Annotated in this window: 19 protein-coding genes; 11 read left to right on the top strand and 8 right to left on the bottom strand. The window is 65.3% G+C overall.

The window, feature by feature from the left end; all coding sequences use genetic code 11:
- Window positions 1–216: 216 nt before the first annotated feature.
- Together OKW38_RS38080 and OKW38_RS38075 are read right to left on the bottom strand one after the other, a co-directional pair.
- Window positions 217–2,052: a thiamine pyrophosphate-requiring protein gene (locus OKW38_RS38080; protein ID WP_090809915.1), complete on the bottom strand. Its 1,836-nt coding sequence runs from the start codon at window positions 2,050–2,052 to the stop codon at window positions 217–219.
- A 96-nt stretch (window positions 2,053–2,148) separates the two neighbouring features.
- Entirely contained in the window at window positions 2,149–3,051 is a 903-nt protein-coding gene (locus tag OKW38_RS38075) for a YihY/virulence factor BrkB family protein (RefSeq protein WP_090809917.1), read from the bottom strand.
- A 159-nt stretch (window positions 3,052–3,210) separates the two neighbouring features.
- Between OKW38_RS38075 and OKW38_RS38070 the strand changes: the two genes are divergently transcribed.
- From OKW38_RS38070 to OKW38_RS38035, 8 genes are all read left to right on the top strand, one after another.
- Entirely contained in the window at window positions 3,211–4,293 is a 1,083-nt protein-coding gene (locus tag OKW38_RS38070; protein ID WP_090809919.1) for a ligase-associated DNA damage response exonuclease, read from the top strand.
- 10 nt (window positions 4,294–4,303) lie between these two features.
- On the top strand, window positions 4,304–5,977 hold the full coding sequence (locus OKW38_RS38065) for an ATP-dependent DNA ligase (protein ID WP_429365480.1): 1,674 nt from the start codon (window positions 4,304–4,306) through the stop codon (window positions 5,975–5,977).
- A gap of 443 nt (window positions 5,978–6,420) precedes the next feature.
- A complete protein-coding gene (locus tag OKW38_RS38060) occupies window positions 6,421–6,897 on the top strand; it encodes a response regulator (protein WP_018425151.1) in 477 nt (158 codons plus the stop codon).
- 270 nt (window positions 6,898–7,167) lie between these two features.
- The gene (locus OKW38_RS38055; protein WP_429365479.1) at window positions 7,168–8,034 is read left to right on the top strand and encodes a glucose 1-dehydrogenase; all 867 of its coding nucleotides are present in this window, start codon (window positions 7,168–7,170) and stop codon (window positions 8,032–8,034) included.
- Between the two features lie 88 nt (window positions 8,035–8,122).
- Window positions 8,123–8,437: a hypothetical protein gene (locus OKW38_RS38050; RefSeq protein WP_090809925.1), complete on the top strand. Its 315-nt coding sequence runs from the start codon at window positions 8,123–8,125 to the stop codon at window positions 8,435–8,437.
- Window positions 8,438–8,592: 155 nt separating this feature from the next.
- Window positions 8,593–9,153: a (2Fe-2S)-binding protein gene (locus OKW38_RS38045; protein ID WP_090809927.1), complete on the top strand. Its 561-nt coding sequence runs from the start codon at window positions 8,593–8,595 to the stop codon at window positions 9,151–9,153.
- On the top strand, window positions 9,150–10,157 hold the full coding sequence (locus tag OKW38_RS38040; protein WP_429365478.1) for an FAD binding domain-containing protein: 1,008 nt from the start codon (window positions 9,150–9,152) through the stop codon (window positions 10,155–10,157). The genes OKW38_RS38045 and OKW38_RS38040 overlap by 4 nt, the downstream gene beginning before the upstream one ends.
- The gene (locus OKW38_RS38035) at window positions 10,154–12,415 is read left to right on the top strand and encodes a xanthine dehydrogenase family protein molybdopterin-binding subunit (protein ID WP_429365477.1); all 2,262 of its coding nucleotides are present in this window, start codon (window positions 10,154–10,156) and stop codon (window positions 12,413–12,415) included. The genes OKW38_RS38040 and OKW38_RS38035 overlap by 4 nt, the downstream gene beginning before the upstream one ends.
- Before the next feature lie 71 nt (window positions 12,416–12,486).
- Here OKW38_RS38035 and OKW38_RS38030 read toward each other — a convergent pair whose 3' ends face one another.
- Window positions 12,487–12,909, bottom strand: coding sequence for a PRC-barrel domain-containing protein (locus OKW38_RS38030; protein WP_429365476.1), 423 nt, complete (start codon window positions 12,907–12,909; stop codon window positions 12,487–12,489).
- Between the two features lie 296 nt (window positions 12,910–13,205).
- Here OKW38_RS38030 and glgX point away from each other — a divergent pair, with 296 nt between their 5' ends.
- The 3 genes from glgX to OKW38_RS38015 all read left to right on the top strand — a co-directional run bounded on the left by glgX (window position 13,206) and on the right by OKW38_RS38015 (window position 17,822).
- Complete coding sequence (glgX, locus tag OKW38_RS38025; protein ID WP_429365475.1) at window positions 13,206–15,419, top strand: glycogen debranching protein GlgX; 2,214 nt, start codon at window positions 13,206–13,208, stop codon at window positions 15,417–15,419.
- A 151-nt stretch (window positions 15,420–15,570) separates the two neighbouring features.
- A complete protein-coding gene (locus tag OKW38_RS38020) occupies window positions 15,571–15,747 on the top strand; it encodes a DUF2934 domain-containing protein (RefSeq protein WP_090809937.1) in 177 nt (58 codons plus the stop codon).
- A 95-nt stretch (window positions 15,748–15,842) separates the two neighbouring features.
- A complete protein-coding gene (locus OKW38_RS38015; RefSeq protein WP_429365474.1) occupies window positions 15,843–17,822 on the top strand; it encodes an AI-2E family transporter in 1,980 nt (659 codons plus the stop codon).
- A 22-nt stretch (window positions 17,823–17,844) separates the two neighbouring features.
- On the opposite strand, the gene OKW38_RS38010 is transcribed toward OKW38_RS38015, so the two are convergent.
- The 5 genes from OKW38_RS38010 to OKW38_RS37990 all read right to left on the bottom strand — a co-directional run bounded on the left by OKW38_RS38010 (window position 17,845) and on the right by OKW38_RS37990 (window position 24,294).
- A complete protein-coding gene (locus OKW38_RS38010) occupies window positions 17,845–19,437 on the bottom strand; it encodes an efflux transporter outer membrane subunit (RefSeq protein WP_429365584.1) in 1,593 nt (530 codons plus the stop codon).
- 70 nt (window positions 19,438–19,507) lie between these two features.
- Entirely contained in the window at window positions 19,508–21,106 is a 1,599-nt protein-coding gene (locus OKW38_RS38005; RefSeq protein ID WP_429365473.1) for a DHA2 family efflux MFS transporter permease subunit, read from the bottom strand.
- Window positions 21,103–22,332: an HlyD family secretion protein gene (locus OKW38_RS38000; RefSeq protein ID WP_429365472.1), complete on the bottom strand. Its 1,230-nt coding sequence runs from the start codon at window positions 22,330–22,332 to the stop codon at window positions 21,103–21,105. The genes OKW38_RS38005 and OKW38_RS38000 overlap by 4 nt, the downstream gene beginning before the upstream one ends.
- 138 nt (window positions 22,333–22,470) lie before the next feature.
- A complete protein-coding gene (locus tag OKW38_RS37995; protein WP_167368765.1) occupies window positions 22,471–22,644 on the bottom strand; it encodes a hypothetical protein in 174 nt (57 codons plus the stop codon).
- A 39-nt stretch (window positions 22,645–22,683) separates the two neighbouring features.
- The gene (locus OKW38_RS37990; RefSeq protein WP_429365471.1) at window positions 22,684–24,294 is read right to left on the bottom strand and encodes an FAD-dependent oxidoreductase; all 1,611 of its coding nucleotides are present in this window, start codon (window positions 24,292–24,294) and stop codon (window positions 22,684–22,686) included.

Genomic DNA, 24,294 nt, shown 5'->3' with positions numbered 1-24,294 from the left:
TGACGCGAGTGACGCGAATGATGCGACTTGCGCGAATGACGCAGTGTGGGCCGCCGCGAAAACGGCGAGGACGTGTGTGAGCATGAGATAACGGCCGACGTGATGGCCTGCGGCGAAGCAGACCCAATGAGCGCGTGCACGGAGCGCGCGCCATTTTACCAGCCACGTTCTGCGTCGAACGTTGGCGCGCACACGCGTCGTCGAGCCGCTACCGCGTCATTTGTCGTGATGCCCCGGCAGCACGGCACCGAGCACCTGCTTCGCCGTTTCGACCACCACGTTGCCCTGATCGGGGTCGCCCTTCATCAACGTCTCGGCGAACGCTTTGGCCTGCGCGAGCGTGACGTGCGGCGGCAGCGGCGGCACGTTCGGATCGGCCTTCACCTCGATCACGACGGGACGATTCGACGCGAGCGCGTCGTCCCAGGCGGTGGCCATCTGATCGGGATTGTCGACATAGATGCCCTTCAGACCGATCAGCTCCGCGAAGCGGTGATACGGCACGGACGGAATGCTCTGCGAGGCCTCGAACTTCGGATCGCCTTCCATCACGCGCTGCTCCCATGTGACCTGATTCAGGTCGCCATTGTTGAGCACCATGCAGATCCAGCGCGGATCGCTCCAGCCTTGCCAGTACTTCGCGACCGTGATCAGCTCGGCCATGTTGTTCATCTGCATCGCGCCGTCACCGACGAGCGCAATCACGGGCCGCTCGGGGTACGCGAACTTCGCGGCGATCGCATAGGGCACGGCCGCGCCCATCGACGCGAGCCCGCCCGACAGCGAGCACATCATGCCGCGCTGCACTTGCAGATCGCGTGCGTACCAGTTCGCGACCGAGCCCGAATCGCTGGTGACGATCGCGTTCGAGGGAATGCGCTTCGACAGCTCCCATACCGAGAGCTGCGGATTCAGGCCATCTTTCGCGGGTTCGTGCGCGCGTTTTTCCAGCGTCTTCCACCAGTCGGACACCCAGCCTTCGATGCGCTCGCGCCACAGCCGATCCTTCTTTTCCTCGAGCAGCGGCAGCAGCGCGCGCAGCGTCTCGGCGCTATCGCCGACGAGGTTCACTTCCATCGGATAACGCAGGCTCAGCATGTCGGCCTTGATGTCGATCTGCACGCCGCGCGCGTCGCCTTCCTTCGGCAGAAATTCCGAGTAGGGGAAGCCCGAGCCGATCATCAGCAACGTATCGCAATGGGTCATCATGTCGTAGCTCGGCTTGGTGCCGAGCAGGCCGATCGAACCGGTCACCCACGGCAGATCGTCGGGCAGCGCGGCCTTGCCGAGCAGCGCCTTGGCGACGCCGGCGCCGAGTTTCTCGGCGATCGCGATCACTTCGTCGGTCGCGTGCAGCGCGCCCGCGCCGACCAGGATAGCGACCTTGCGGCCGGCGTTCAGCACGTCGGCGGCCTGGCGCAATTGCTCGTCGCTCGGCACGACGCGCGGGCGCGCGTAACCGATGCCCGAATGCAGCGTGCCGTGCTTGCGCCCCGGCGGCTCGTAGGGGATGTCCTGCAGATCGTTCGGCAGTATCAGCGCCGTGACCGCGCGCTCGGCGAGCGCGATGCGCACCGCGCGATCGACCAGATGACGGACCTGCGCGGGCATCGTCGCAAAGCCGACGAACGAGCCGGCCACGTCCTTGAACATCGCGGGCAGATCGAGCTCCTGCTGATAGTGTCCGCCGATCGCCGCGCGCGCCTGCTGACCGGTAATCGCCAGCACCGGCATGTGATCCATGCGCGCGTCGTACAGCCCCGTCAGGAGATGCGATGCGCCCGGCCCCGAGGTGGCGATGCACACGCCCAACTCGCCGGTGAATTTCGCATGCGCGGAGGCCATGAACGCGGCCATTTCTTCGTGACGGACCTGAATGAATTCGATCGGGCCCGGCTGATCCGTGCTTTTGTGGCGTTTCTTCGCTTCGCTCTGCGCGCGGTTCAACGCGCCGAACACGCCGTTGATGCCATCGCCCGGATAGCCGTAGATTCGCCGCACACCCCATGCGTGCAGCCGCCCGATGATGAAATCGCCGACGGTTTCAGCCATGATCCTCGCTCCTCGATAGCCAGTCGATGCCGCCCTCCGAAATGGGCGGCCGTCGTCGGTATCGGCGAGCAAGGGTTGTTCCTTGCGAATGGCTTGCTACCCGGTCTTGATCCTCGGCTGCGGCGCGTCGAGCGGTTCGTGGCCGAAGCGCTCGTATTGCGATATCACCTGCGCGCCGAACAGCAGCAGTGTCGCGAGCCATTCGAAGCTGAGCAGGATCACGATCGCCATCGTCAACGAGCCATAGACGACGCTGACCTGCGACAGCGTGGCGAAATACCAGACCAGCACGTGCCGCGTGATCTCCCACAACGCACCGGCCACCACGCCGCCGATCAGCGCGTGTTTGAGCGACGGCCGTCCCACCGGCATCACCAGATACACCGAGGTCAGCACGAAGATTTCGCCGGCGAGCCCGAACAGATACAGCATCACTCGCGAGAAGCCCTGCAACGATACGTGCAGGCCGAACAGTCTGAGTCCTTCGGCGCCGATCGTGTCGAGCGCGCTCGACACGAACGTGACGATCAGCAGTCCCACGCCAAGAAACAGGATGTAGCAGTACGGCAGCAGCGCCGAGATCAGGAAGTGGCGCCGCTTCACGACGACCCGATGCACGAAGATCAGCGACATCGCGTTTTCGAGCACGGTGAACGCGAGCGAGCTGAAGAAGATCATCGTCAGCAGCAGCACCCAGCCGATTACCGCGCGATGCAGCAGGAAGTTCGACAGCTCACGCACGAGCGCGGCCGATTGTCCGGGCACGAGCCAGCGCAGCAGATGCGCAAGCGCGTCGAGCACCAGCTGCTGCGGCACCACGCGCGACAACACGATGACGATCAGGATCAGCAGTGGCACGATGGACAGCAACGCGTAGTACGCGACCGCGCCCGCGAGCAGCAGCCCCTGGTTCGCGCGAAACGCTTTCAGCGTTTGCAGCAGGAAGCGCCAGGGATGTCTGGCGATATACAGCGCTTGCTGGTCGAGCAGGATCGGCATGAGGCCTCGCGGTGCGCGCCGGGCACTGCCGGATGGCAGCCGCTCTCGACACGCCTGTGTGCTTTATATACCGTAAGCAGAAACGGAGCCATCAATGGCGCGGCATATAGTTTGCTTGGCCGCGTTCGCAAGATCGCGTTCCCTTGCCGAGGACAGCCGATGGATCAGCCGCCGCGTCAGACCGACACCGCGCCGCAAGCCAACGATCTGGTGATCGCGCGGCCGGAGGGACTGTATTGCCCGCCCGGCGATTTTTACATCGATCCGTGGCGGCCGGTCGAACGCGCGGTGATCACCCATGCGCATTCCGACCACGCGCGTTTCGGTCATCAGCGCTACCTGGCCGCGCGCGCGGGCGCGAGCGTGCTGCTATCGCGGCTGCCCGGCATCGCGCTGCACACGCTCGACTACGGCGAGCCGCTGACGATTGGCGCGGCGCGCGTGTCGCTGCATCCGGCCGGGCACGTGCTCGGCTCGGCGCAGGTGCGGATCGAATACGCGGGCCGCGTGTGGGTGGCGTCGGGCGACTACAAGCTCGAAGCCGATCCGACCTGCGCCGCGTTCGAACCGGTGCGCTGCGATACGTTCATCACCGAATCGACGTTCGGTCTGCCGATCTATCGCTGGGATACGCCGCAAAGCGTGTTCGATTCGATCGATTCATGGTGGCGTCACAACGCCTCCGAAGGGCGCGCGTCGGTGCTGTTCTGCTATTCATTCGGCAAGGCGCAACGCGTGCTCGCGAGTGTCGATGCGGCGATCGGGCCGATCTTCTGCCACGGCGCGCTCGAGCCGCTCAATCGCGCGTATCGCGACGCGGGCGTGCGTCTGCCGGCGCTCGGTCTGGTCGGCGAGATTGCAGCGAAAGACAAGGGCGTATTCAAACAGGCGCTGATCGTCGCGCCGCCGTCCGCGCAGAACAGCGCGTGGCTCAAGCGCTTCGGCGACTACAGCGATGCGTTCGCGTCGGGCTGGATGCGCCTGCGCGGCGCGCGTCGCCGGCGCGGCGTCGATCGTGGCTTCGTGCTGTCGGATCACGCGGACTGGCCGGGTTTGCAAACGGCGATACGCGAGAGCGGCGCCTCCCGCGTGATCGTCACGCATGGCTCGATCGAACCGATGGTGCGCTGGCTCAACGAGCAGGGCCTGCACGCCAGCGCGTTCGAAACGCAATACGGCGACGATACCGTCGAAGCCGACGCGGCCGGCGCCGACGAAGCGCCGGCGACGAGCGAATCATGACGGGCACCGTATGAAACGCTTCGCGGCTCTCTACACCGCGCTCGATGCGACCACGTCGACGCACGACAAGCTCGCGGCGCTGACGAGTTATTTCTCGGTGGCCGACCCCGAAGACGCGGCATGGGCGTCGTATTTCCTCGCGGGCGGCAAGCCGCGTCAACTCGTGCCGACGCGTTTGCTGACCGAAATCGCGCGCGAGCGCGCCGGCTTGCCCGAGTGGCTGTTCGAGGAGTCGTATCACGCGGTGGGCGATCTGGCCGAGACCATCGCGCATATCCTGCCGCCCGCGTCGCGCAACTCCGAGCTGGGTCTCACGCAATGGATCGAGCAACGCATGCTGCCGCTGCGCGGCCTGCCGCCCGACGAGTTGCGCAGGCGTCTGCTCGGCTACTGGGACGAACTCGACTGGGGCGGTCGTTTCCTGCTGACCAAGCTGATCGGCGGCGGCTTTCGTGTCGGCGTCGCGCGGCAACTGGTGGTGCGTGCGCTCGCCGAAGTGGCCGGCGTCGATCACAAGCGGATTGCGCAACGAATGGTCGGCTGGACCGATTCGCAACAGAAGCCCGATGCCGCGCGCTATCTGCGTCTGATCGCGCCGCAGACCGACGACGATCCGCAAGCGCACGCGCCTGAACACGATAGCGACCTCGGCCTGCCGTATCCGTTCTTTCTCGCGCATCCCTTGCAGACCGATCCGGCGACGCTCGGCGATCCCGCGCACTGGCTGATCGAGTGGAAGTGGGACGGCATACGCGCGCAACTCGTCAAACGCGGCGGCCGCGTGTGGTTGTGGTCGCGCGGCGAGGATCTGATTACCGATCGTTTTCCCGAAGTCGCGGCATTGGGCGAGTCATTACCCGATGGCTACGTGATCGATGGCGAGATTCTCGCGTGGGAGCCCGGCGCGGCAGCGCCATTGCCGTTCGCGCGGCTGCAACCGCGCATCGCGCGCAAGACGCTGACGCGCAAGATACTCGCGGATTCGCCCGCCGCGCTGCTCGCATACGATCTGCTCGAAGCACACGGACGGGACCAGCGCATGAACCCGCTCGCTGAACGGCGTGCACGCCTCGATGCGCTGGCCAGCTCCGTCGATGGCACGCTCGCGCGCGGTCTGCTGCGCGTATCGCCGCTCGTCCTTGCAGCGGACTGGACCGCGCTCGCGGCGTTGCGCGACGAGAGCCGCGCGCGCGGCGTCGAAGGCTTGATGCTCAAGGAGCGCGAGTCGATGTACGGCGTCGGTCGTACCAAGGCGTCGGGCACGTGGTGGAAATGGAAGATCGAGCCTTATGCGGTGGACGCTGTACTTGTTTACGCGCAGCGCGGTCATGGCCGTCGCGCGAGTCTTTACACGGACTACACGTTCGCGGTGTGGGACGAGGCCGACGGCGTGCGCACGTTGGTGCCGTTCGCGAAGGCCTATTCAGGGCTCACGGATGAAGAGATGCGTCGGGTCGATGCGATCGTGCGCAAGACCACCGTCGATAAATTCGGCCCCGTGCGCAGCGTGACGCCAACGCTCGTGTTCGAGATCGGCTTCGAAGGGATACAAGAGAGTTCGCGTCACAAGTCCGGCGTGGCCGTGCGTTTTCCACGCATGCTGCGCTGGCGCACGGACAAACACATCGACGACGCAGATACGCTCGCGATGCTGAAGGGGTTTATCGATAATCGTGCGGGATAACCCGCAGAGCACAAACCCCTAACATGTCGAGCATTTTTTTATCGGCATCGTCGCTTATTCTTTTGATAAGACCGCGTCATCGATTCGCGCCATAAGTGCGATTGCGGCTTGCATTGCGTGGACCCTTCAATCCGTTGAAATACCGATATCGTGCGACGCCTCTGAACGAGACGGATCGCACAAGGACAGTGCGTCGTTCGATGTTGCGCAGCGCGCACATCGCAGGCGCCGTCATTCAAACGCCGTGATGAATGGGCACGCTGAATCCCGCATTCCAGGTGATTGCAACGTCGGAATGCGCGACCAGGCGTGCTGGCCGCGGCATCGTCCGAGCGAAGCGGAAATAACAAAAAACCGGTCGTAGTCCGGCAGACGCAACGGGATCGAATCTTGCACGGGTGGCGCGGATGCCCTTCAGGGCCAATGTAAAAGGGCGAGAAAAAATGACTGTGTTCAACGACAACGTGGACAGCAGCGACGACGTGCTCGTATGGCGACCAATCCGCTATGCGATGGCCGCGCATCGTCGCGTGCTGGTAGTCGACGATTACCGGGAAGCGGCCGATGCGCTGCAAATGCTACTGATGGCCGACGGCTTCGAATGCCGCGCGCTCGACGATCCGTTTGCCGTGTGCGAGACCGCGCGCGAATGGCAGCCGTTCGCGGTGGTGCTCGACATCAAGATGCCTGGACTCGACGGGCTCGAACTCGCGCGGCGGCTGCGCGCGCATCCGCAGACTTCGCACATGCTGCTGGTCGCGTGTACCGCGTTTGCGTCGCGCGACGATCGCGCGCTCGCGAAGGCCGCCGGCTTCGACGCGCATTGCGCCAAACCGTTGACACCCGAGCGTCTGCTGCGCGTGCTCGAATCGGCGGCGGCGTTGCATGCGGCGGAGCCATCATCTGAATCACGTTGTTAGCGAAAACTCACTGACAGTTCTGTTATTTCTGCACGGTCATCGGCAGAAAATCGCACTCGTCGCTCTGCGAATCTGTTTGTCATCAATCTGCCATCTGTCCGCCACCATTCTGTCCAACGCAGTTCCTTAAGCCATGCGTGCCCCTGCGCTGCCAAGCGCACAGGAGTTTCCTCTCGCTATTGCATGCAGGCCCACTCGTTGCTCAAAGACCGATGACGCGGCGCGTTCGTGCGCGCCGCCCATGGTCATTCGCACCGAGGGAGATCCGACATGAGCGACACGCAACGTCCGGCACCGCCGTTTCCTGAACAGCAGCAGGATCAGAGGCCCGGCCGCACGGCCGACATGAACCCGCAACCGGATCACGGCGAGAAAACCTATGAAGGATCGGGGCGTCTCGCAGGCAAGGCGGCGATCGTGACCGGCGGCGACAGCGGCATCGGCCGCGCGGTTGCGATCGCGTTCGCGCGCGAAGGTGCGGATGTGCTGATCGCCTATCTCGACGAAGACGACGATGCGCGCGAGACCGCGCGCTGGGTCGAGGACGCGGGTCGCAAGGCGGTGCTGGTCGGCGGCGATATCCGCGATCGCACGCATTGCGAGGCGATCGTCGACAAGGCGATCGAGGCATTCGGCCGGCTCGACGTGGTGGTCAACAACGCCGCGTATCAGATGAGCTATCCGTCGCTGGATGCGATCAGCGACGAAGAATGGGACAGGACCTTCGATACCAACATCGGCGCGATGTTCAGAATCACGCGCGCGGCGGTGCGCCATATGAAGCCGGGCGGCGCGATCATCAATACTTCGTCGATCAATGCCGATCATCCGAATCCTGGCCTGATCGCGTACGCGACCACCAAGGGCGCGATCCAGAACTTCACCGGTGGCCTCGCGCAATTGCTCGCGGAAAAGGGCATTCGCGCGAACTGCGTGGCGCCGGGACCGATCTGGACGCCGTTGATTCCATCGACGATGCCGGCCGACAAGGTCGAGCAGTTCGGCAAGCAGGTGCCGATGAAGCGCCCCGGCCAACCGGCCGAACTGGCCGCCGCGTACGTGATGCTCGCGTCGGATGAAGCGAGCTACATCTCGGGCGCGACAATTGCGGTAACGGGCGGCGCGCCGATTATTTAGGTTGTCGAACTGATGGCGGCATGGCCGCCTGCGCTCACGTACGAGGTTCGCGCAGTTGGGTTTTCATAACGTCCTAAGGGAGAGTGCCATGAAGATCGATGTATCCGTCAAACTGGCTGCCGCGCTCGTTTCAGGCTGCTTCGCGCTAGGCTTTGCGCAGGCGGGCTTCGCGCAGACCGGTACCAATCCGTCCATGCAAAACGGCAAGTCTGCCGCGCAACCCGGCGCAAGCCTGGAAGAATCGCGCACGCCGGACACGACCAGCGCGAACAATGCGAACGGCAATGTCGGCGAATCGGGGGGCGCCACCAATGGGGTCGCCGGCGGCGGCAATGGGAAAACCACCAACAGGCGCTTCAAAGGCGCGACGCCGCCGCGCGCGGGTAGTGGGGCGGGGCAATAAGCGATCCGTCGAGCGCGTCGGCCTGCCTCGCGACGCGCCGGACGCCGCGGCGGCATCGCGCTCGCGCGCTGTCGCCGCTTTGCATTGGTTTGAGTTGCGTTGAGTTCCGTCGCGTGTCGCATTGCTTGCGCGATGCCTTGTGAGGAGGAAATCCGATGGCTACCCCCGATGCTGAAACCGCCCGGGCCGACGCGCCCGCGTCGCATGCATTGACGTTCGAGATCAACGGCGAGACGCGGCGCTTCGACGTCGAAGCGTGGACCTCGCTGCTCGATCTGCTGCGCGAGCATGCGCACCTGAGCGGCACCAAGAAGGGCTGCGATCACGGTCAATGCGGCGCTTGTACGGCGATCGTCAATGGCCAGCGGATCAATACCTGCCTCGCGCTCGCGGTCGTGTACGACGGCGCATCGATCACGACGATCGAAGGTCTCGCGAACGGCGACACGTTGCATCCGCTGCAGCAGGCGTTCATCGATCACGACGCGTTCCAGTGCGGCTACTGTACGCCCGGACAAATCTGCTCCGCGCACGCGATGCTCGAAGAAGGACATGCGCGCTGCGCGGACGATGTGCGCGAGCAGATGAGCGGCAATCTGTGCCGCTGCGGCGCGTATCCGAACATCGTCGCGGCGATTCTCGACGCTGCGCATTTCGGTGACGATGACGCAAGGCAAGACAGTGCGGTCGCGAATAAATCTGGGGCGCGGCCATGAACCGCTTCTCGTACACGCGCGCCGATGCGGTGCAGGATGCGCTCGAACGGCATCGTTCGGACAGGGGCGCCGCGTTCATCGCGGGCGGCACGAATCTCGTCGACCTGCTGCGCGAAGACGTGGCGCGCCCGGCTTTGCTCGTCGACATCAACCGTTTGCCGCTCAGGCAGATCGAAGCGTCGGCGCAAGGCGGCCTGAAGATCGGCGCGCTCGTAACCAATAGCGCGCTCGCGTATGACGATACTGTCGCGACACGCTACCCGCTGCTCGCGAAGGCGATCCTGGCGGGCGCGTCGCCGCAGATTCGCAACGTCGCGACGGTCGGCGGCAATCTGCTGCAACGCACGCGCTGCTACTACTTCTACGACGTGGGCACGCCGTGCAACAAGCGCGAACCCGGCAGCGGCTGTCCGGCGCTGCATGGCGTGAACCGCATTCACGCGATCCTCGGTGCGAGCGAGCACTGCATCGCCGTGCATCCGTCCGATATGTGCGTCGCGTTGGCGGCGCTCGGTGCCACCGTGCATCTGATCGGCAACGACGGCGCACGCACGCTGCCGTTCGCGGATTTTCACCGGCTGCCCGGCGCTACGCCGCAGATCGACACCAACCTGCGCGACGACGAACTCGTGACCGCGATCGAACTGCCGCCGCAAGGTTTTGCCGCGCATCACGCGTACGTGAAGGTGCGCGACCGCGCATCGTATGCGTTCGCGCTGGTGTCGGCCGCGGTCGGTGTCGAGCTCGATGACGAGTCGCGGATCGTCGACGCGCGTTGCGCGCTCGGCGGGGTCGCGCACAAGCCGTGGCGCGATCCCGCCGCCGAAGCCGCACTGCGCGGCGCGACGCTGAACGCGCGAAGGTTGCGCGACTTTGCGGCGACGCTGCTGCGCGGTGCGCGCCCTCAGCGCGACAACGCGTTCAAGATCGAACTCGCGGCGCGCGTGATCGTGCGCGCCTTCGGCGAGGCCACACAACGTTCGTTCGAGGAGGCCGCGCGATGAACCGTGCCGAAACCTTGCCGTCGACAGGCAGCCCGAAGCCTGCCACCGGCGTGCCGCATTCGCGTGTGGACGGGCCCGTCAAAGTGACCGGCGCCGCGCAATATGCCGCCGAGTTCTGCGTCGAAGGGCTCGTGTATGGCGTCGTCGTGTCGGGCACGATCGCGACAGGCAAGATCGTGTCGATCGATACCTCGGCCGCCGAGGCGCTGTCCGGCGTGCTGCTCGTGCTCACGCATCGCAAGCGCCCGGCGCTGCCGTCGGACGTCGACGCGTTCAAGGACATGGTCGCGCCCGGCGGCACGCCATTGAGGCCGCTGTGGGACGAGCGCGTGTGGTACAGCGGGCAGCCGGTCGCGCTGGTGGTCGCGCAATCGCTGGAACTGGCGCGCTACGCGGCGTCGCTGGTGCAGGTGCGTTACGAGGCCGGCTCGCACCAGACCGATATCGAAGCAGCGTTGACGAGCGCCGTGCCGCCGTCGGCGGAGAAGGGCGGCTTTGATCCGCCTCCGCCCGAGCGTGGCGACCCACGCAAGACCTTGGCCGATGCAAAGGCGCGCGTGGACGCTTTCTACACGACACCACCGGAGTATCACAATCCGATGGAAATGCACGGATGCACCGTGGTGCCCGATGCGCAAGGACGCTTGACCGTCTATGAAAAGACTCAGGGCGTCGTCAATACGAAGGGCTATCTGACACGTGTGTTCGGTTTGAAGGACGACGAAGTGCAGGTGGTGTCGCCGTTCGTCGGCGGCGCGTTCGGCTCCGGCTTGCGGCCGCAATATCATCTGGCGCTCGCGGTGATGGCCGCGCGCGAACTGAAGAAACCCGTGCGCGTCACGCTGACCCGGCAGCAGATGTTCACCTTCGCGCATCGTCCGCAGACGGTGCAGCGCGTCGCGCTCGGCGCGTCGGCGGATGGCCGCCTGCAGGCGGTGATCCACGAGGCGGTGTCGGAAACCTCGCGCTACGAGGACTACTGCGACGTGGTGGTCAACTGGGCGGGGCAGTTGTATCGATGCGACAACGTGTCGATGGGCTACAGGGTCGCGAAGCTCGACGTGCCGACACCGGCCGACATGCGCGCGCCCGGCGCGACACAAGGGCTCTTTGCGCTCGAAGTCGCGATGGACGAACTGGCCGAGGCATTGCGGATGGACCCGCTCGAATTGAGGCTCGTCAACTATGCGGAGCGCGACGCGAACAAGAATCTGCCGTTTTCGAGCAAGGCGCTGCGCGACTGCTATCGCGAAGGCGCGGCCCGCTTCGGCTGGGCGGGGCGGCCGCTCGAGGCGCGCGCACGCCGCGACGGCAACGAGTTGATCGGCTGGGGCATGGCGACCGGTGCGTGGGACGCGATGCAGAACGAAGCGGCCGCAAGCGCGGTGTTGACGCCCGATGGCCGCGTCAGCGTGTCGAGTTCGACCGCCGATATCGGCACCGGAACCTACACCGCGATGACGCAGATCGCCGCCGATGCGCTTGGCTTGCCGCTCGGCGACATCAACTTCGAACTCGGCGACACCCGGCTGCCGAAGGCGCCGATCGAGGGCGGATCGTGGACGGTGTCGTCGGTGGGCAGCGCAGTCGATGCCGCGTGCACGCGCCTGCACAACCGTCTGGTTGAACTGGCGCGCGAACATGGTGGGGCACGGTTCGCGTCGGCGACTCGCGAACACGTGCGGCGCGAGCGCAACCGGCTCGTGTGCGGCCCACACGCGGACGACTCGATCGCGATTGCGACGCTGTTGCAGCGCGCCGGGCTGGACGAACTCGAAGAGCAGGCCAGCGTGAAGCCGCACGAAAAGCAGCAGGCGTATTCGATGGGCACGCATTCGGCGGTGTTCGCCGAAGTGCGCGTCGACGAAGCGCTCGGCACTGTGCGGGTGACGCGCGTGGTCAGCGCGGTCGCGGCGGGACGCATCGTCAATCCGAAGACGGCGGGCAATCAGGTCGCGGGCGGCGTCGTGTGGGGCATCAGCATGGCGCTGCACGAGCACGGCCAGTTCGATCACGCGCTAGGACGCCAGATGAATCACAACCTCGCCGAATATCACATGCCGGTGAATGCCGACATTCACGAGATCGACGTGCTGTTCGTCGACGAGCGCGATGACATCGTCAATCCGCTCGGCGTCAAAGGTGTCGGCGAAATCGGCGTGGTGGGCGTGGCCGCGGCAGTGTGCAACGCGATCTGGCATGCGACCGGCAAACGCATCCGCGATTTGCCCATTACACCCGACAAGCTGCTCGGCTGACTACGCCCCTGAACGCATGTGCATGGACGGCCCGTTGCCGCGTCGATCGATTCGACGCGGCAACGCCGCGCTCAATTCGCGTACTTGAACTCCGGCAACGCCTCGAGCGATTTCTTCGTCGCCTCGGGCAGCACGACACGCCGGTTGTCGATCTGCAGATCGTTGAACGGCACGGCGACCAGATGCTTGCCGATGCCGAGAAAGCCGCCGACCGACAGGATCGCATACGTGGTGCGCTCGGTGCCCGGCGACACGATCAGATCATCGAGCGTGCCGATGTTGTCCTTGTTGCGGTTGTACACGTCCGCGCCCGATAGCTTCGACGCGCGATAGCCGCTCGCGAGCTGCACGACGTCCGTGCGTTTTTCGGTGATCGCCTGCGGCGCGCCTTGCGCGAACGCGCTGCCGCACGTGCCTAACGCGGAAATCAGCGTAATGGCGGCGAGAAGCGATGCGGAAGCGGCCAGCGGTGTGATCTGCGGGTTGCGCATCATCTGTGTTCTCCCGGTTTGGTGTGGTGGCGTTTCGACGGCGCGCAATGCGTGCGCCTTGCCGGTATGCTGCAAATCTCATGCCGCGACTTTGAGCTGAGGGAAAGCGAGGCGCATCAGGCCCATAAGTTGCTGCACGCACCGGCCCGCTGCTTGCGCGCGGTGCAATGTCCGGCGCGCGGGCCTCGAATGCCTACACTGGAACAATGAGCAGCAAAGAACACGTGGAAAGGCAGTTGAAAAAAACACATGCATGACCCTGAGATACCAACCTCTCCTTGCAGCCACTGAGAACACCTATGTCTTCCCCAGCCAGCTACTCGACACGCATTGCCGAAGGCACGCCTTTTCCGCTCGGCGCGACATGGAACGGCAGTGGCGTCAACTTCGCGTTGTTCTCCGCGCACGCAACCAAAGTCGAACTGTGTCTGTTCGATGAAACTGGCCAATACGAATTCGAACGGATCGAGCTGCCCGAATACACCGACGAGGTATGGCATGTGTTCGTACCGAATCTGAAACCGGGTGCCGTCTATGGATATCGCGTGCATGGTCCCTACGAGCCCGAAAACGGGCATCGCTTCAATCCGAACAAGCTGCTGCTCGATCCATATGCGAAGGCGCACATCGGCGAGCTTATATGGGCGCCGGAAATCTTCGGCTATACGCTCGGCTCGGAAGAACTCGACCTGTCATTCGATGAACGCGATAGCGCGCCTTTCGTGCCGAAGTGCAAGGTGGTCGACGCGAATTTTTCGTGGAGCCATCCGGAGCGCAACGCGCTGCCGTGGGAGCGCGTGATTCTCTACGAGACGCATGTGCGCGGCTACACGAAACGTCATCCGCGGGTGCCCGAGCATTTGCGCGGCACGTTCGCGGGTCTGGCGCAGCAGCCCGTGCTCGACCATATCCGCAGCCTTGGCGTGACCTCGGTCGAGCTGATGCCGATCCAGACTTTCGTCAACGACAGCCATCTGCTCGACAAGGGTCTCACGAACTACTGGGGTTACAACACGATCGGCTTCTTCGCGGCCGATCCGCGCTTTTTCGCGTCATCGACCGAGTCGGTCGGCGAATTCAAGGAGATGGTCGACCGCTTTCACCAGGCCGATCTCGAAGTGATACTCGACGTCGTGTACAACCACACGGCCGAAGGCAACGAACGCGGCCCGACGGTCTCGTTCAAGGGCATCGACAACGCGTCGTACTACCGGCTGATGCCCGACGAGCCGCGCTACTACATCAACGACACCGGCACCGGCAATACGCTGAACCTGTCGCATCCGCGCGTGCTGCAGATGGTGACCGACAGCCTGCGCTACTGGGTCACCGAAATGAAAGTGGACGGCTTCCGCTTCGATCTCGCGACGATCCTCGGCCGCGAAGATCACGGCTTCGACGAGGGCGGCGGCTTTCTCGACAGCTGCCGCCAGGACCCGGTCCTCTCCAGCATCCGGCTGATCGCCGAGCCGTGGGATTGCGGCCCCGGCGGCTATCAGGTGGGCGGTTTTCCGCCGGGCTGGGCCGAATGGAACGATCGCTTCCGCGACACCGCGCGGGCGTACTGGAAGGGCGACGAGGGCACCGCCGCCGATCTCGCGACGCGCGTCACCGCGTCGGGCGACAAGTTCAATCATCGCGGCCGGCGGCCGTGGGCGAGCGTGAACTTCATCGCCGCGCACGACGGCTTCACGCTGAACGATCTGGTCTCGTACAACGACAAGCACAACGAGGCAAACGGCGAGGACAACCGCGACGGCCATTCGGACAACAAGTCGTGGAACATGGGCGCCGAAGGACCGACCGACGACGCCGACATCCGCCAGCAACGCGAGCGCCAGAAGCGCAATCTGCTCGCGACGCTGCTGCTGTCGCAGGGCACGCCGATGATCCTCGCCGGCGACGAATTCGGCCGCACGCAGCAGGGTAACAACAACGCGTATTGCCAGGACAACGAGATCAGCTGGGTCGATTGGGATGCGATCGACGACGACGGCCGCGCGCTGACCGAGTTCGTGCGCAATCTGACCACGTTGCGCCATCGTTTGCCGGTGCTGAGGCGCGGCCGTTTTCTGACTGGCGAATACAACGAGACGCTCGACGTGACCGACACGCGCTGGCTATCGCCGGACGGCACCGACATCACGGGCGAGCAGTGGGCCGATCCGGCGATGCGCTGCTTCGGCCTCGTGATCGACGGCCGTGCGCAGGCGAGCGGCATTCGCCGTCTCGCGTCCGACGCGACCTTGCTGCTGGTGCTGAACGCGTATCACGACGTCGTCAACTTCACGCTGCCCGACATTCCCGAGGGCGATTTTTGGACCTGCCTCGTCGACACCAACATGCCGGTGCGCGCCGAGCTGCCGCAATTCAGCGCGGGCGATGCCTACCAGGTGACCGGCCGCTCGCTGCTGCTGCTCGCGCTCGAAGCGCCGAGCCGCGCGACGCAGCGCGTGTTCGACCGCCTCGAAGAGCAGTTGACTTCCGACGAAGGCGACTCCGCGCCAGGCTAGTGCAGGCTGGCGAGTGACGCCAGCCCTGTTGCAAAAGCGGGCCGCAGCACAGGTACAAGGTTTGCTCCATCTGTCGTTGACGATACGCACGCGTCTGCGACCTTCGCCACGGCAGGCGTGCGCACGCAAACGGCCAAGCGGGAGTGAACAAATGGAACAGGAACCAAGCGTCGACGAGCAGATCCGCACGCGCGCCTACTATCTGTGGGAGCAGGCGGCCGAGCCGAAGGGCACGCCCGAGCAATACTGGGAGCAGGCCCGCAGTGAGATCGAGAAGGAGGCACCACCGGTCGAGAGCGGGCCGGTGTCGGGCGATTCGCTGAAATAGACATTCCTCAACGGTATTGAGTAATAAGACTCCGAGCCGGCGAACCGCGTCCGGCTCAGGGACCGTTTTTCCATGCCCGATTTTCGCTCCGCAACATGAACGACACACCCGAGCCGCGCGGCACGAGCGCCGCCTCGCGCATTCAGGCGGCCTCCACCGCATTCGGTATCGAGGGGCTCGTCACGTTCGGCGTCGGCGTGATCGCGGTCGCATGCCTGTACGTCGCGAGCGCGGTGATGATTCCGATCACGCTCGCGATCCTGTTGAGCTTTCTCGTCGCACCGCTCGCCGATGCGCTGTCCCGGCTCAAACTCGGCCATGTCGCGTCGGTGTGCGCGGCGGTCATGATCTCGGTGTCGGTCATCGCGCTGCTGTGCGCGGTAATCGCCACACAGCTGACCGATCTCGCGGCCGGCATGCCGCGCTATCAGGCGACCATCCAGCACAAGATCGACACCGTGCGCAGTCTGACGATCGGCAAGCTGAACCGTTTCGCGAGCGAGGCGGGGCAGGCATTGCAGCGCGCGACGATCGAGCCGCCGCAGCCGCGAGCGCCGAACGGCGCGGCGGCCGCGGCGAGTCCGCAGGCGTCGACGGCGGTGCCAGTGGAAGTGCGCGAGCCCGTGCCGACGCCGTTCGAGCTCGCGCGACGCGTGCTGTCGCCGGCCATCAGTCCGTTGGCAACCGCGTTCATCGTTTTCGTCGTCACGATCGTGATCCTGCTGCAACGCGACGACCTGCGCGATCGCGCGATCCGGCTGTTCGGCTCGCGCGACCTGCACCGCACGACCACGGTGATGGACGAGACCGCGCGGCGCCTGAGCCGCTACTTCGTGTCGCAACTCGGCGTCAACACCGGCGTCGGCGTCGTGATCGGGACGGGGCTGTTTCTGATCGGCGTGCCGAGCCCGATCCTGTGGGGCATTCTCGCGGCGCTGCTGCGGCTCGTGCCCTACGTCGGCATCTGGATCGCGGCGATACTGCCCACCGCGCTCGCCGCTGCGGTCAGTCCCGGCTGGGCGATGGCGATCTGGTCGCTGGTACTGTTCGTGGTCGCGGAGCTGGCGGTGGGGCAGGTGGTCGAGCCGCTGCTGTATGGGCGCAGCACCGGCCTGTCGCCGTTTTCGGTGGTGGTCGCGGCGATCTTCTGGAGCTGGATCTGGGGGCCGATCGGGCTGATCCTGTCGACACCGTTGACGCTGTGTCTGCTGGTGCTCGGCCGGCACGTGCGGCGTCTCGAATTTCTCGACGTGCTGCTCGGCGATCAGCCCGCGCTGACGCCGGTCGAAAACTTCTATCAACGCGCGCTCGCCGGCGATCCGGATGACGCGATCGAGCAGGCCGAAGTGCTATTGCGCGACTGCTCGCTGTCTGCCTATTACGACAAAGTCGCGATCCAGGGCTTGCGGCTCGCGGCCAACGACGTGACGCGCGGCAGTGTGACCAGCACGCAACTCGCGCGCATCGAGTCGACGACCAACGACCTGGTCGACGGCCTCGACGGCTACGAGGATCGCGAGCCGGCGCCGCTCGCGACGCAGGCGAACCGGGGCCCAGTGGGGCCGCTGGCACCTTCCGACGAAACGCAGGCCGCGCGGGCGATGCCACGATCGGTCGACGCCGCGCCCGTGTTCGCCTCGCATGCGCCGACGAGCCGCGTGTTGTGCCTGCCGGGCCGTGGCCCGCTCGATGCGCTCGCGACGATCATTCTGCTGCAGTTGCTCGGCAAGCACGGCTTCGCGGCGCGCTCGCTGCCGCACGAGGCGGTGTCGCGCGCGTCGATCGACAGCCTCATGGCGGACGACGTGGGCATCGTCTGCCTTCTGTATCTGCAGATCGACGGCATTCCGTCGCATCTGCGCAATCTGATCCGGCGCATCCGCACGCGCTTGCCGAAGGTGTCGATCGTGGTCGGCCTTTGGACACCCGAGGATACGCAGCAGTGGAGCGCGGAACAGCAGGAATCGCTGGAAGCGGAGTGCGCCGTGACGTCGTTGCAGCAGATGCTGGCCGCGTGCGGTCGCCTCGATGCGACGCGAACGGTGATCGCGGAGCCCCAGTTCGAGCATGGCTGAAGCCTTGCGGCAGCGTGGCTGGTTATCCGCCGCCGCCTGCCGGCGTCGCCGCGCCCGTTGCTCCCGCCGCATCGGCATCGCTCTGCCAGCCGCCGCCTAGCGCCTTGTACAGCGCCACCAGGTCGGTGCTGACCTGGGTCGTGCCCTGAGCGTATTGCTCTCGTGCCTGCGCGAGCTGCCGCTGCGCATCGAGCACGTTGATGAAGCTCGTCAGGCCTTTGCGATAGCTATCGCGCGACAGATCGAACGAGGTCTGCTGCGCGGTGACGCTGTCCGCGAGCGCATCGCGCCGCGCCTGATCGGTGCGATAGACGACCAGCGCGTTGTCGACGTCCCTCAGCGCGCTCAGCACGGTCTTGCGGTAATCGAGCGCGGCTTCGGCCTGTTGGGCCTTCGACATGCGCAGATTGGCTACCAGCGCGCCGCCCTGGAAAATCGGCAGAGACACGGTGGGCCCGAACGAATAGAACAGGTGCGACCAGCGCGCGAGATCGCGGGCATTCGTCGCGCGCATGCCGGCCTGGCCGGTCAGCGACACGTCGGGGTAGAACTGCGCGACCGCGACGCCGACACTGGCCGTTGCCGCATGCAGATTCGCCTCGGCGCGGCGGATGTCGGGCCGGCGCCGCGCCAGCGTCGACGGCAAGCCTATCGGCACGACCGGCGGCACCGGCGGCACGGTTTGCGGCGTGCTCAGCTGCGCTTCGAGCGCGCCGGGCGGCTCGCCGATCAGATACGCGAGCGCGTTGAGCGACTGGGCGATCTGCTGATCGTATTGCGGCAACTGCGTTTTCGTTTGCGCGAGCTGCGCCCGCGCGCTTTGCACGTCGAGCTCGCTCGCGAGTCCGACCTTCGCCTTGTTCTGCGTCAACTCGACGGTCTCGGCTTGCTGCTCGACGAGGCTCATCGCGATGTTGTGCAAGGTTTGCGCGCCGCGCAGCTGCATATAGGTCTGCGCGACCTCGGCTTCGAGCGACAGCAACGCGTCGTTGCGGCTCTCGTACGCGGCCTCGGTTTGCGCGTTCGCGGCCTCGACCGAGCGACGCACGCGGCCGAACAGATCGAGCTCCCAGGTTGCGTCGAAGCCGACCTGCCACAGATTGATCGGCGCGGTCAGTTGGTCGAGCAGGTTGTTCGCGCCTTTTTGCAACGCGGCGCCCGCGCCCGGTGCGATCGCATTGACGGGCGAATTGGGCGCGCCGAGCTGATCGACCTTGTCGTAGGCGCCGTTCTCCTGCAGAAAACCTTTGAGGCCAAGCTGCTCGCGCTGATAGCTGCCGGTCGCGCGCAGATTCGGCAGACCCTGCGCGGCCGCCGATTGGACCTGGGTGCGCGCTTCGACGATGCGCAGCACCGCTTGCTGCAAGTCCAGATTGCCGAGCGCGGCGCGCGTGATCAGCGCGTCGAGCGTCTGATCGTTGAAACTGCGCCACCAGCGCGGGTCGGGATCGGTGTCGAGGGTGGGCACCGAAGCGACGTTGGGCCTCGTTACGGACGCGTCGCTCGCGGCGGCATTCGGCGCGGTGCGCTGCGTATCGTGCCACTGCGCCGGCACGTCGGCGTGCGGCGCATGAAAGTCGGGGCCGACCGTGCAGGACGCGAGCAGCGCGGACATGGCGACGACGACACAGGCGATCAAACACGTGGCGGGTTCGGGAACGCCGCGCTCCAAACCAGGCTTCACTTCAATGTCCTCCGCCGCCGGACGCCTTGGCCGGTGAAAAGAAAATCGTGATCGGAATGCAAAGCGTGCAGAAAATCGCGAGGAACGCGAACACGTCGACATAGGCAAGGAACGTCGCCTGCGAGATGTACGTGGTGTACAGATGACCGTTCGCCGTTTGCAGCGCCTGAGAAAGCGGCATGCCATTGATGTCCGCGATCGTCCGCGCATTGCGTTGCAACGTATCGTTGTAATTCTGTGAAAGCGGCGACATGAACTCCGATAGATGCGCCATGCGAGCCTGCGTGCGCTCGCGAACCATCGCGGTCGACAGCGAGATACCGATCGAACCCGCGACGTTGCGGAACATCGTGAACAGCGCGGACGCGTCGTCGTTCAGTCGCGGCGGTACCGTCAGATACGCAAGCGTCGTGATCGGCACGAACAGGAAGCCGATCGCCAGCGACTGCGCGCTGCGCATCTTCACCAGCGTGAAGTAGTCGATGTCCGGCACCAGCATGTGCGAATACGCGAGCGCGCACGCGAGCAGCCCGAAGCCGGTGGCCACCAGAAAACGCGTCTGCACGTGCGGCATCATTTTGCTGATCAGTGGAATTTCCATCGTGATCAGCACAGCGCCAGGCGACAGCACGAGGCCCGCGAGCATCGCCGTATAGCCGAGCTGCTGTTGCGCGAGCTGTGGCACGAGCACCGCGCTGCCATACAGAATCGTCGCGAACGCGGCGATCGTCACGCAGCCGAGCGCGAAGTTGCGGTCCTTCAGACAGCGCAGATCGACGACCGGCTTCTTCGTGTACAGCAGCCAGTACGTCGCACCGACGATGCCCGACACCGCGAGCACCGCGAACGTACGAATGAAGTTCGACGAAAACCAGTCGTCGTCCTCGCCGCGATCGAGCATCACCTGCAGGCAGCCGAGGCCGATCGCGATCAGAAGGATGCCCACGTAATCCACCGACACGCGCAGATCGCCCTTGCGTTTCCACGGCGGATCCTCGACCAGTTGCATCACCGCGAGCGAGGTCAGCACGCCGAACGGCACGTTCACGAGGAACACCCAGCGCCACGAAAAGTTGTCGGTGATCCAGCCGCCGAGCGTGGGTCCCAGCACCGGCGCGACGACGATCGCGACCGCCGAGATCGAAAACGCGCGGCCGCGCTGCTGCGGCGGGAACGTGTCGAGAATGATCGATTGCTGGTTCGGTTGCAGTCCGCCGCCGAAAAAGCCCTGCAAACAGCGGAAGATGATCAGCTGCCACAGATTGGTCGCGATGCCGCATAGAAACGAGCACACGGTGAACGCAATGATGCAGACGAGGAAATAGCGCTTGCGCCCGAGCAGCCGACCGAAGAAACCCGAGATCGGCAGCACGATGCCGTTGGCGACCAGATATGAGGTCAGCGTCCACGTCGCTTCGTCGTAACTGGCAGACATCGTGCCCGCGATGTGCGGCAGCGCGACGTTGACGATGGTCGTGTCGAGCACTTCCATGAACGCGGCGAGCGTGACGACGATCGCGATCAGCCACGGATTCGCGGATGGCTTCCAGTTCGACGCCTCGCCGGGCGACGCCTCGCCGGGCGCGTCGGACGCCGTCATTTCAGGTACACCTTCGGCGTGACCGACAAGCCCAGCCCGAGCGGATGATCGCGCGGCAGACCTTCGTCGATGATGATCTTGACCGGTACCCGCTGCACGATCTTCACGAAGTTGCCGGTTGCGTTTTCGGTCGGGAACGCCGAGAAGCGCGAGCCGCTGCCGAGTTGCACGCTATCCACATGGCCGCGCAGATCGAGCTTCGGATACGCGTCGACGTCGACGTCGACCTTTTCGCCGGGGCGGATGCGTTCGAGCTGCGACTCCTTGAAGTTCGCGGTGACCCACACCTGCGGCGTGACGATCGAGAACAGCGACACGCCCTCGGTCAGGAAGCTGCCGAGCTGCACGTTGCGCCGCGTGATCCAGCCATCCGACGGCGCGCGCACCTCGCAGTACGACAGATTCAACTGCGCCTGTTGGAGCTGTGCCTCGGCCTGATGCACCTGCTGGCGGCGTTCGTCGACGGCGGCCTCGGCCTCGCGCAACTGCTGCGGCACGAGACTCGCGGTCCGCTGCTGCGCGCGCGCCTGCTCGAGGCTCGCGTTGGCCGACTGGCGCTGTGCGTCGGCGGTATCGACGTTCTGCTGCGTGGTCGCGCGCGGATCGACCGTGTGCTGACGCTGCCAGGAGGCTTGCGCCTCGCGCAGATTCGCTTCCGCCGACGAGGTTTGCGCCTTCGCCTGGCGGTACTGCGCCGGATACTGCACGCGCGCGATGTCGAGCTGCACCTGTGCGGCGTTCAATTGCGCCTTTGCAAGACCAAGCTGCGCCTTCGCCTGATCGACCTGCGCCTGGTAGTCTCGCTTGTCGATCACGAGCAGCAGGTCGCCCTTGTGCACGAACTGGTTGTCGTCGACCGCCAGCGTCACCACGTAGCCGGAGACTTTCGGCGCCATCGTGATCGCGTTGCCATCGGTGTAGGCGTCGTCGGTCGTCACCTCGTTGCGCGTCGCGAACCACCAGACGAAGCCGACGATGCCAATCAGGATCACGACCGCGCCGAGGATGATCAGCGGCTTCTTGCCGGGCGTCTTTTTCTGCTGACCGTCGTCGCCGTTGTCCTTGTCGTTGTTGCCGTTGCCATGTTTGCCGTCAGCGCGGCCCTGGTCGCCGCGTTTGCCGACGCCGTCGCGTTCGTCGTTGCCGTCGCGGCGATCATCGCCGTGCGGCGCATCACGCCCGAATGCTTCCTGCCCGGCGCTGGCCGAGCCGGTCTCGTCTGACATGGTGAGTCGTTTCCGTCGTTCCAGTGGGTTGAGAATGGGGGAGTGCAATAGATGCCATCCGCGGCCGCCGCGAACACAGTGATGGGCGAGGCCGCGGGCGCTCGGCAAGCGCGGGCAGCGCGAACCGCTGCCACGCGGCTATTGACCGGCGGGCTTGTCGTGCCCGGCCTTTGCCTTGTCCTGCTCCGGCTCGATCCTCGTGGTGCCGCCCGTCGACGGCGGGTCGCTAGCCGGGAAGCTGTCTTCGACCTGCTTGTCGATCTGCTTTTCGCTCTTTTCCGAGTGAGGATGTTTTTCCTTGTATGTCGTCATGGTGACTCCTTAGTCAAGGTTGAACGGCAACACGATGGGTCACGACGCCGCCGCTTCCGGCGCGCCGATGATCGCGAGCGCGTCGGCCCGCGACAGCCCGCCGCGCATCGCGTCGGAAAGCCGCGCGGTCAGCGCTTCGCGCTCGCAGGCGAACACCGCGTCGACGTGGCCGTCGCACACGTACAGCGCGATGAACTGGTGATGATCGAAGTCGCCATCGACGACGATCTCATCCCACTCGCTCGCGTGGCCGAGGTATTCGAAGTTCTTGCCGTAGTGATAGGTCCAGAAGAACGGCACGTCGGCATAGCGATTGCGCAAACCGCACATGTTCTGCGCGGCGATGCGCGCATGCTGCTGCGCGACGCGCCAATGCTCGATACGCACCGGCTCCTGGTTCTCATGCAGCGTGAACACGGCGATATCGCCGGCCGCATATAGACCGCACGCGGCGTTCATGCCGGCATTCACGACCACGCCGCCGTCCTTCTGCAACGGCAGTCCTTCGACAAACCCCGTAGCCGGTGCAACCCCCGTGCCCAGCAGCACGACATCGGCCGCGATGGCCTCGCCGCCGGCAAGCATCACCGTATGCACATTGCCTTCCTCGCCCTCGAGTGAGGCGACCTTGGCGTCGAGATAAAACTTCACGCCATTGCTTTCGTGCAGCGCGCGAAACATCTGGCCCGCGCGCTCGCCGAACTGCTTCGCGAACGGCACCTTGTCGCGCGAAATCACGGTGACGGGCACGCCGTGCTTGCGCAACGCGGACGCGACTTCGAGGCCGATGAAGCTGCTGCCGAGAATCGCGACGCGGGTTTGCGATGCATCGTCGCCGAGCGCGTCGATCAACGCGGCGGCATCGTCGAGGTGTCGAAGCACATGCACGCCGCCGAGTTCGCAGCCGGGCATGTCGGGCACTTTCGGCACGCTGCCGGTCGCGAGCAGCGCGGTGTCGTATTTCAGCGGCTCGATGCTCTGCTCGCTACCACCCGCGCCGGCTTCGAAATGGATCGTGTGCGCAGGCACGTCGAGCCGCGCGACCTTCGCGACGATGCGCTCGATGCCGTGCGTGTGCAGCCAGTCGGGCGGCAGCAGCGGCGGCACGTCGGCCGGCGTCATTTCAAACGAGGGGACGAATTTGCTCAGCGAGGTGCGGTCATAGGGCGCGTGCGCTTCGTCGCCGATCAGCGTGATGCGGCCCTCGAAGCCGAACTCGCGTAACGCGGCACAGGCAGCGGCGCCGGCCGCGCCCGCGCCGATTACCACGTAGTGCTTGCGTTGCGCGGTGGCATCGGGCGGGGATGTGTGTGCCGCCGGTGCCGGCGCTGCGATTTTTTCCGCCGACACGAGCACGTCGTCTCCATCGAGCGTGACCGGGTAGCGATCGAGCGGCAGCAGCGCGGGCGGCTCGAGCACGTTGCCGGTCGAGACGTCGAACGTACCCTTGTGCCATGGGCAGATGATGCGGCCGTGGCACAGCGCGCCCTCTTCAAGCGGGCCCCCGGCATGCGGGCAATCAGGCGAGTACGCGCGCACGGTGTCGCCATCGCGCACCAGCAGAATCGGCGTGCCGTCCACGATCACGCGCAGCGCGCGGTCCGCTGGCAATTCCGAGAGCCGCGCGACGCGGTGGGCAGTCGTGGACAT

Origin of the sequence: Paraburkholderia sp. MM5496-R1, assembly GCF_050436205.1 — a bacterium.
GTDB lineage: Bacteria > Pseudomonadota > Gammaproteobacteria > Burkholderiales > Burkholderiaceae > Paraburkholderia > Paraburkholderia tuberum.
This window is presented reverse-complemented; position numbering and strand designations above follow the sequence as displayed.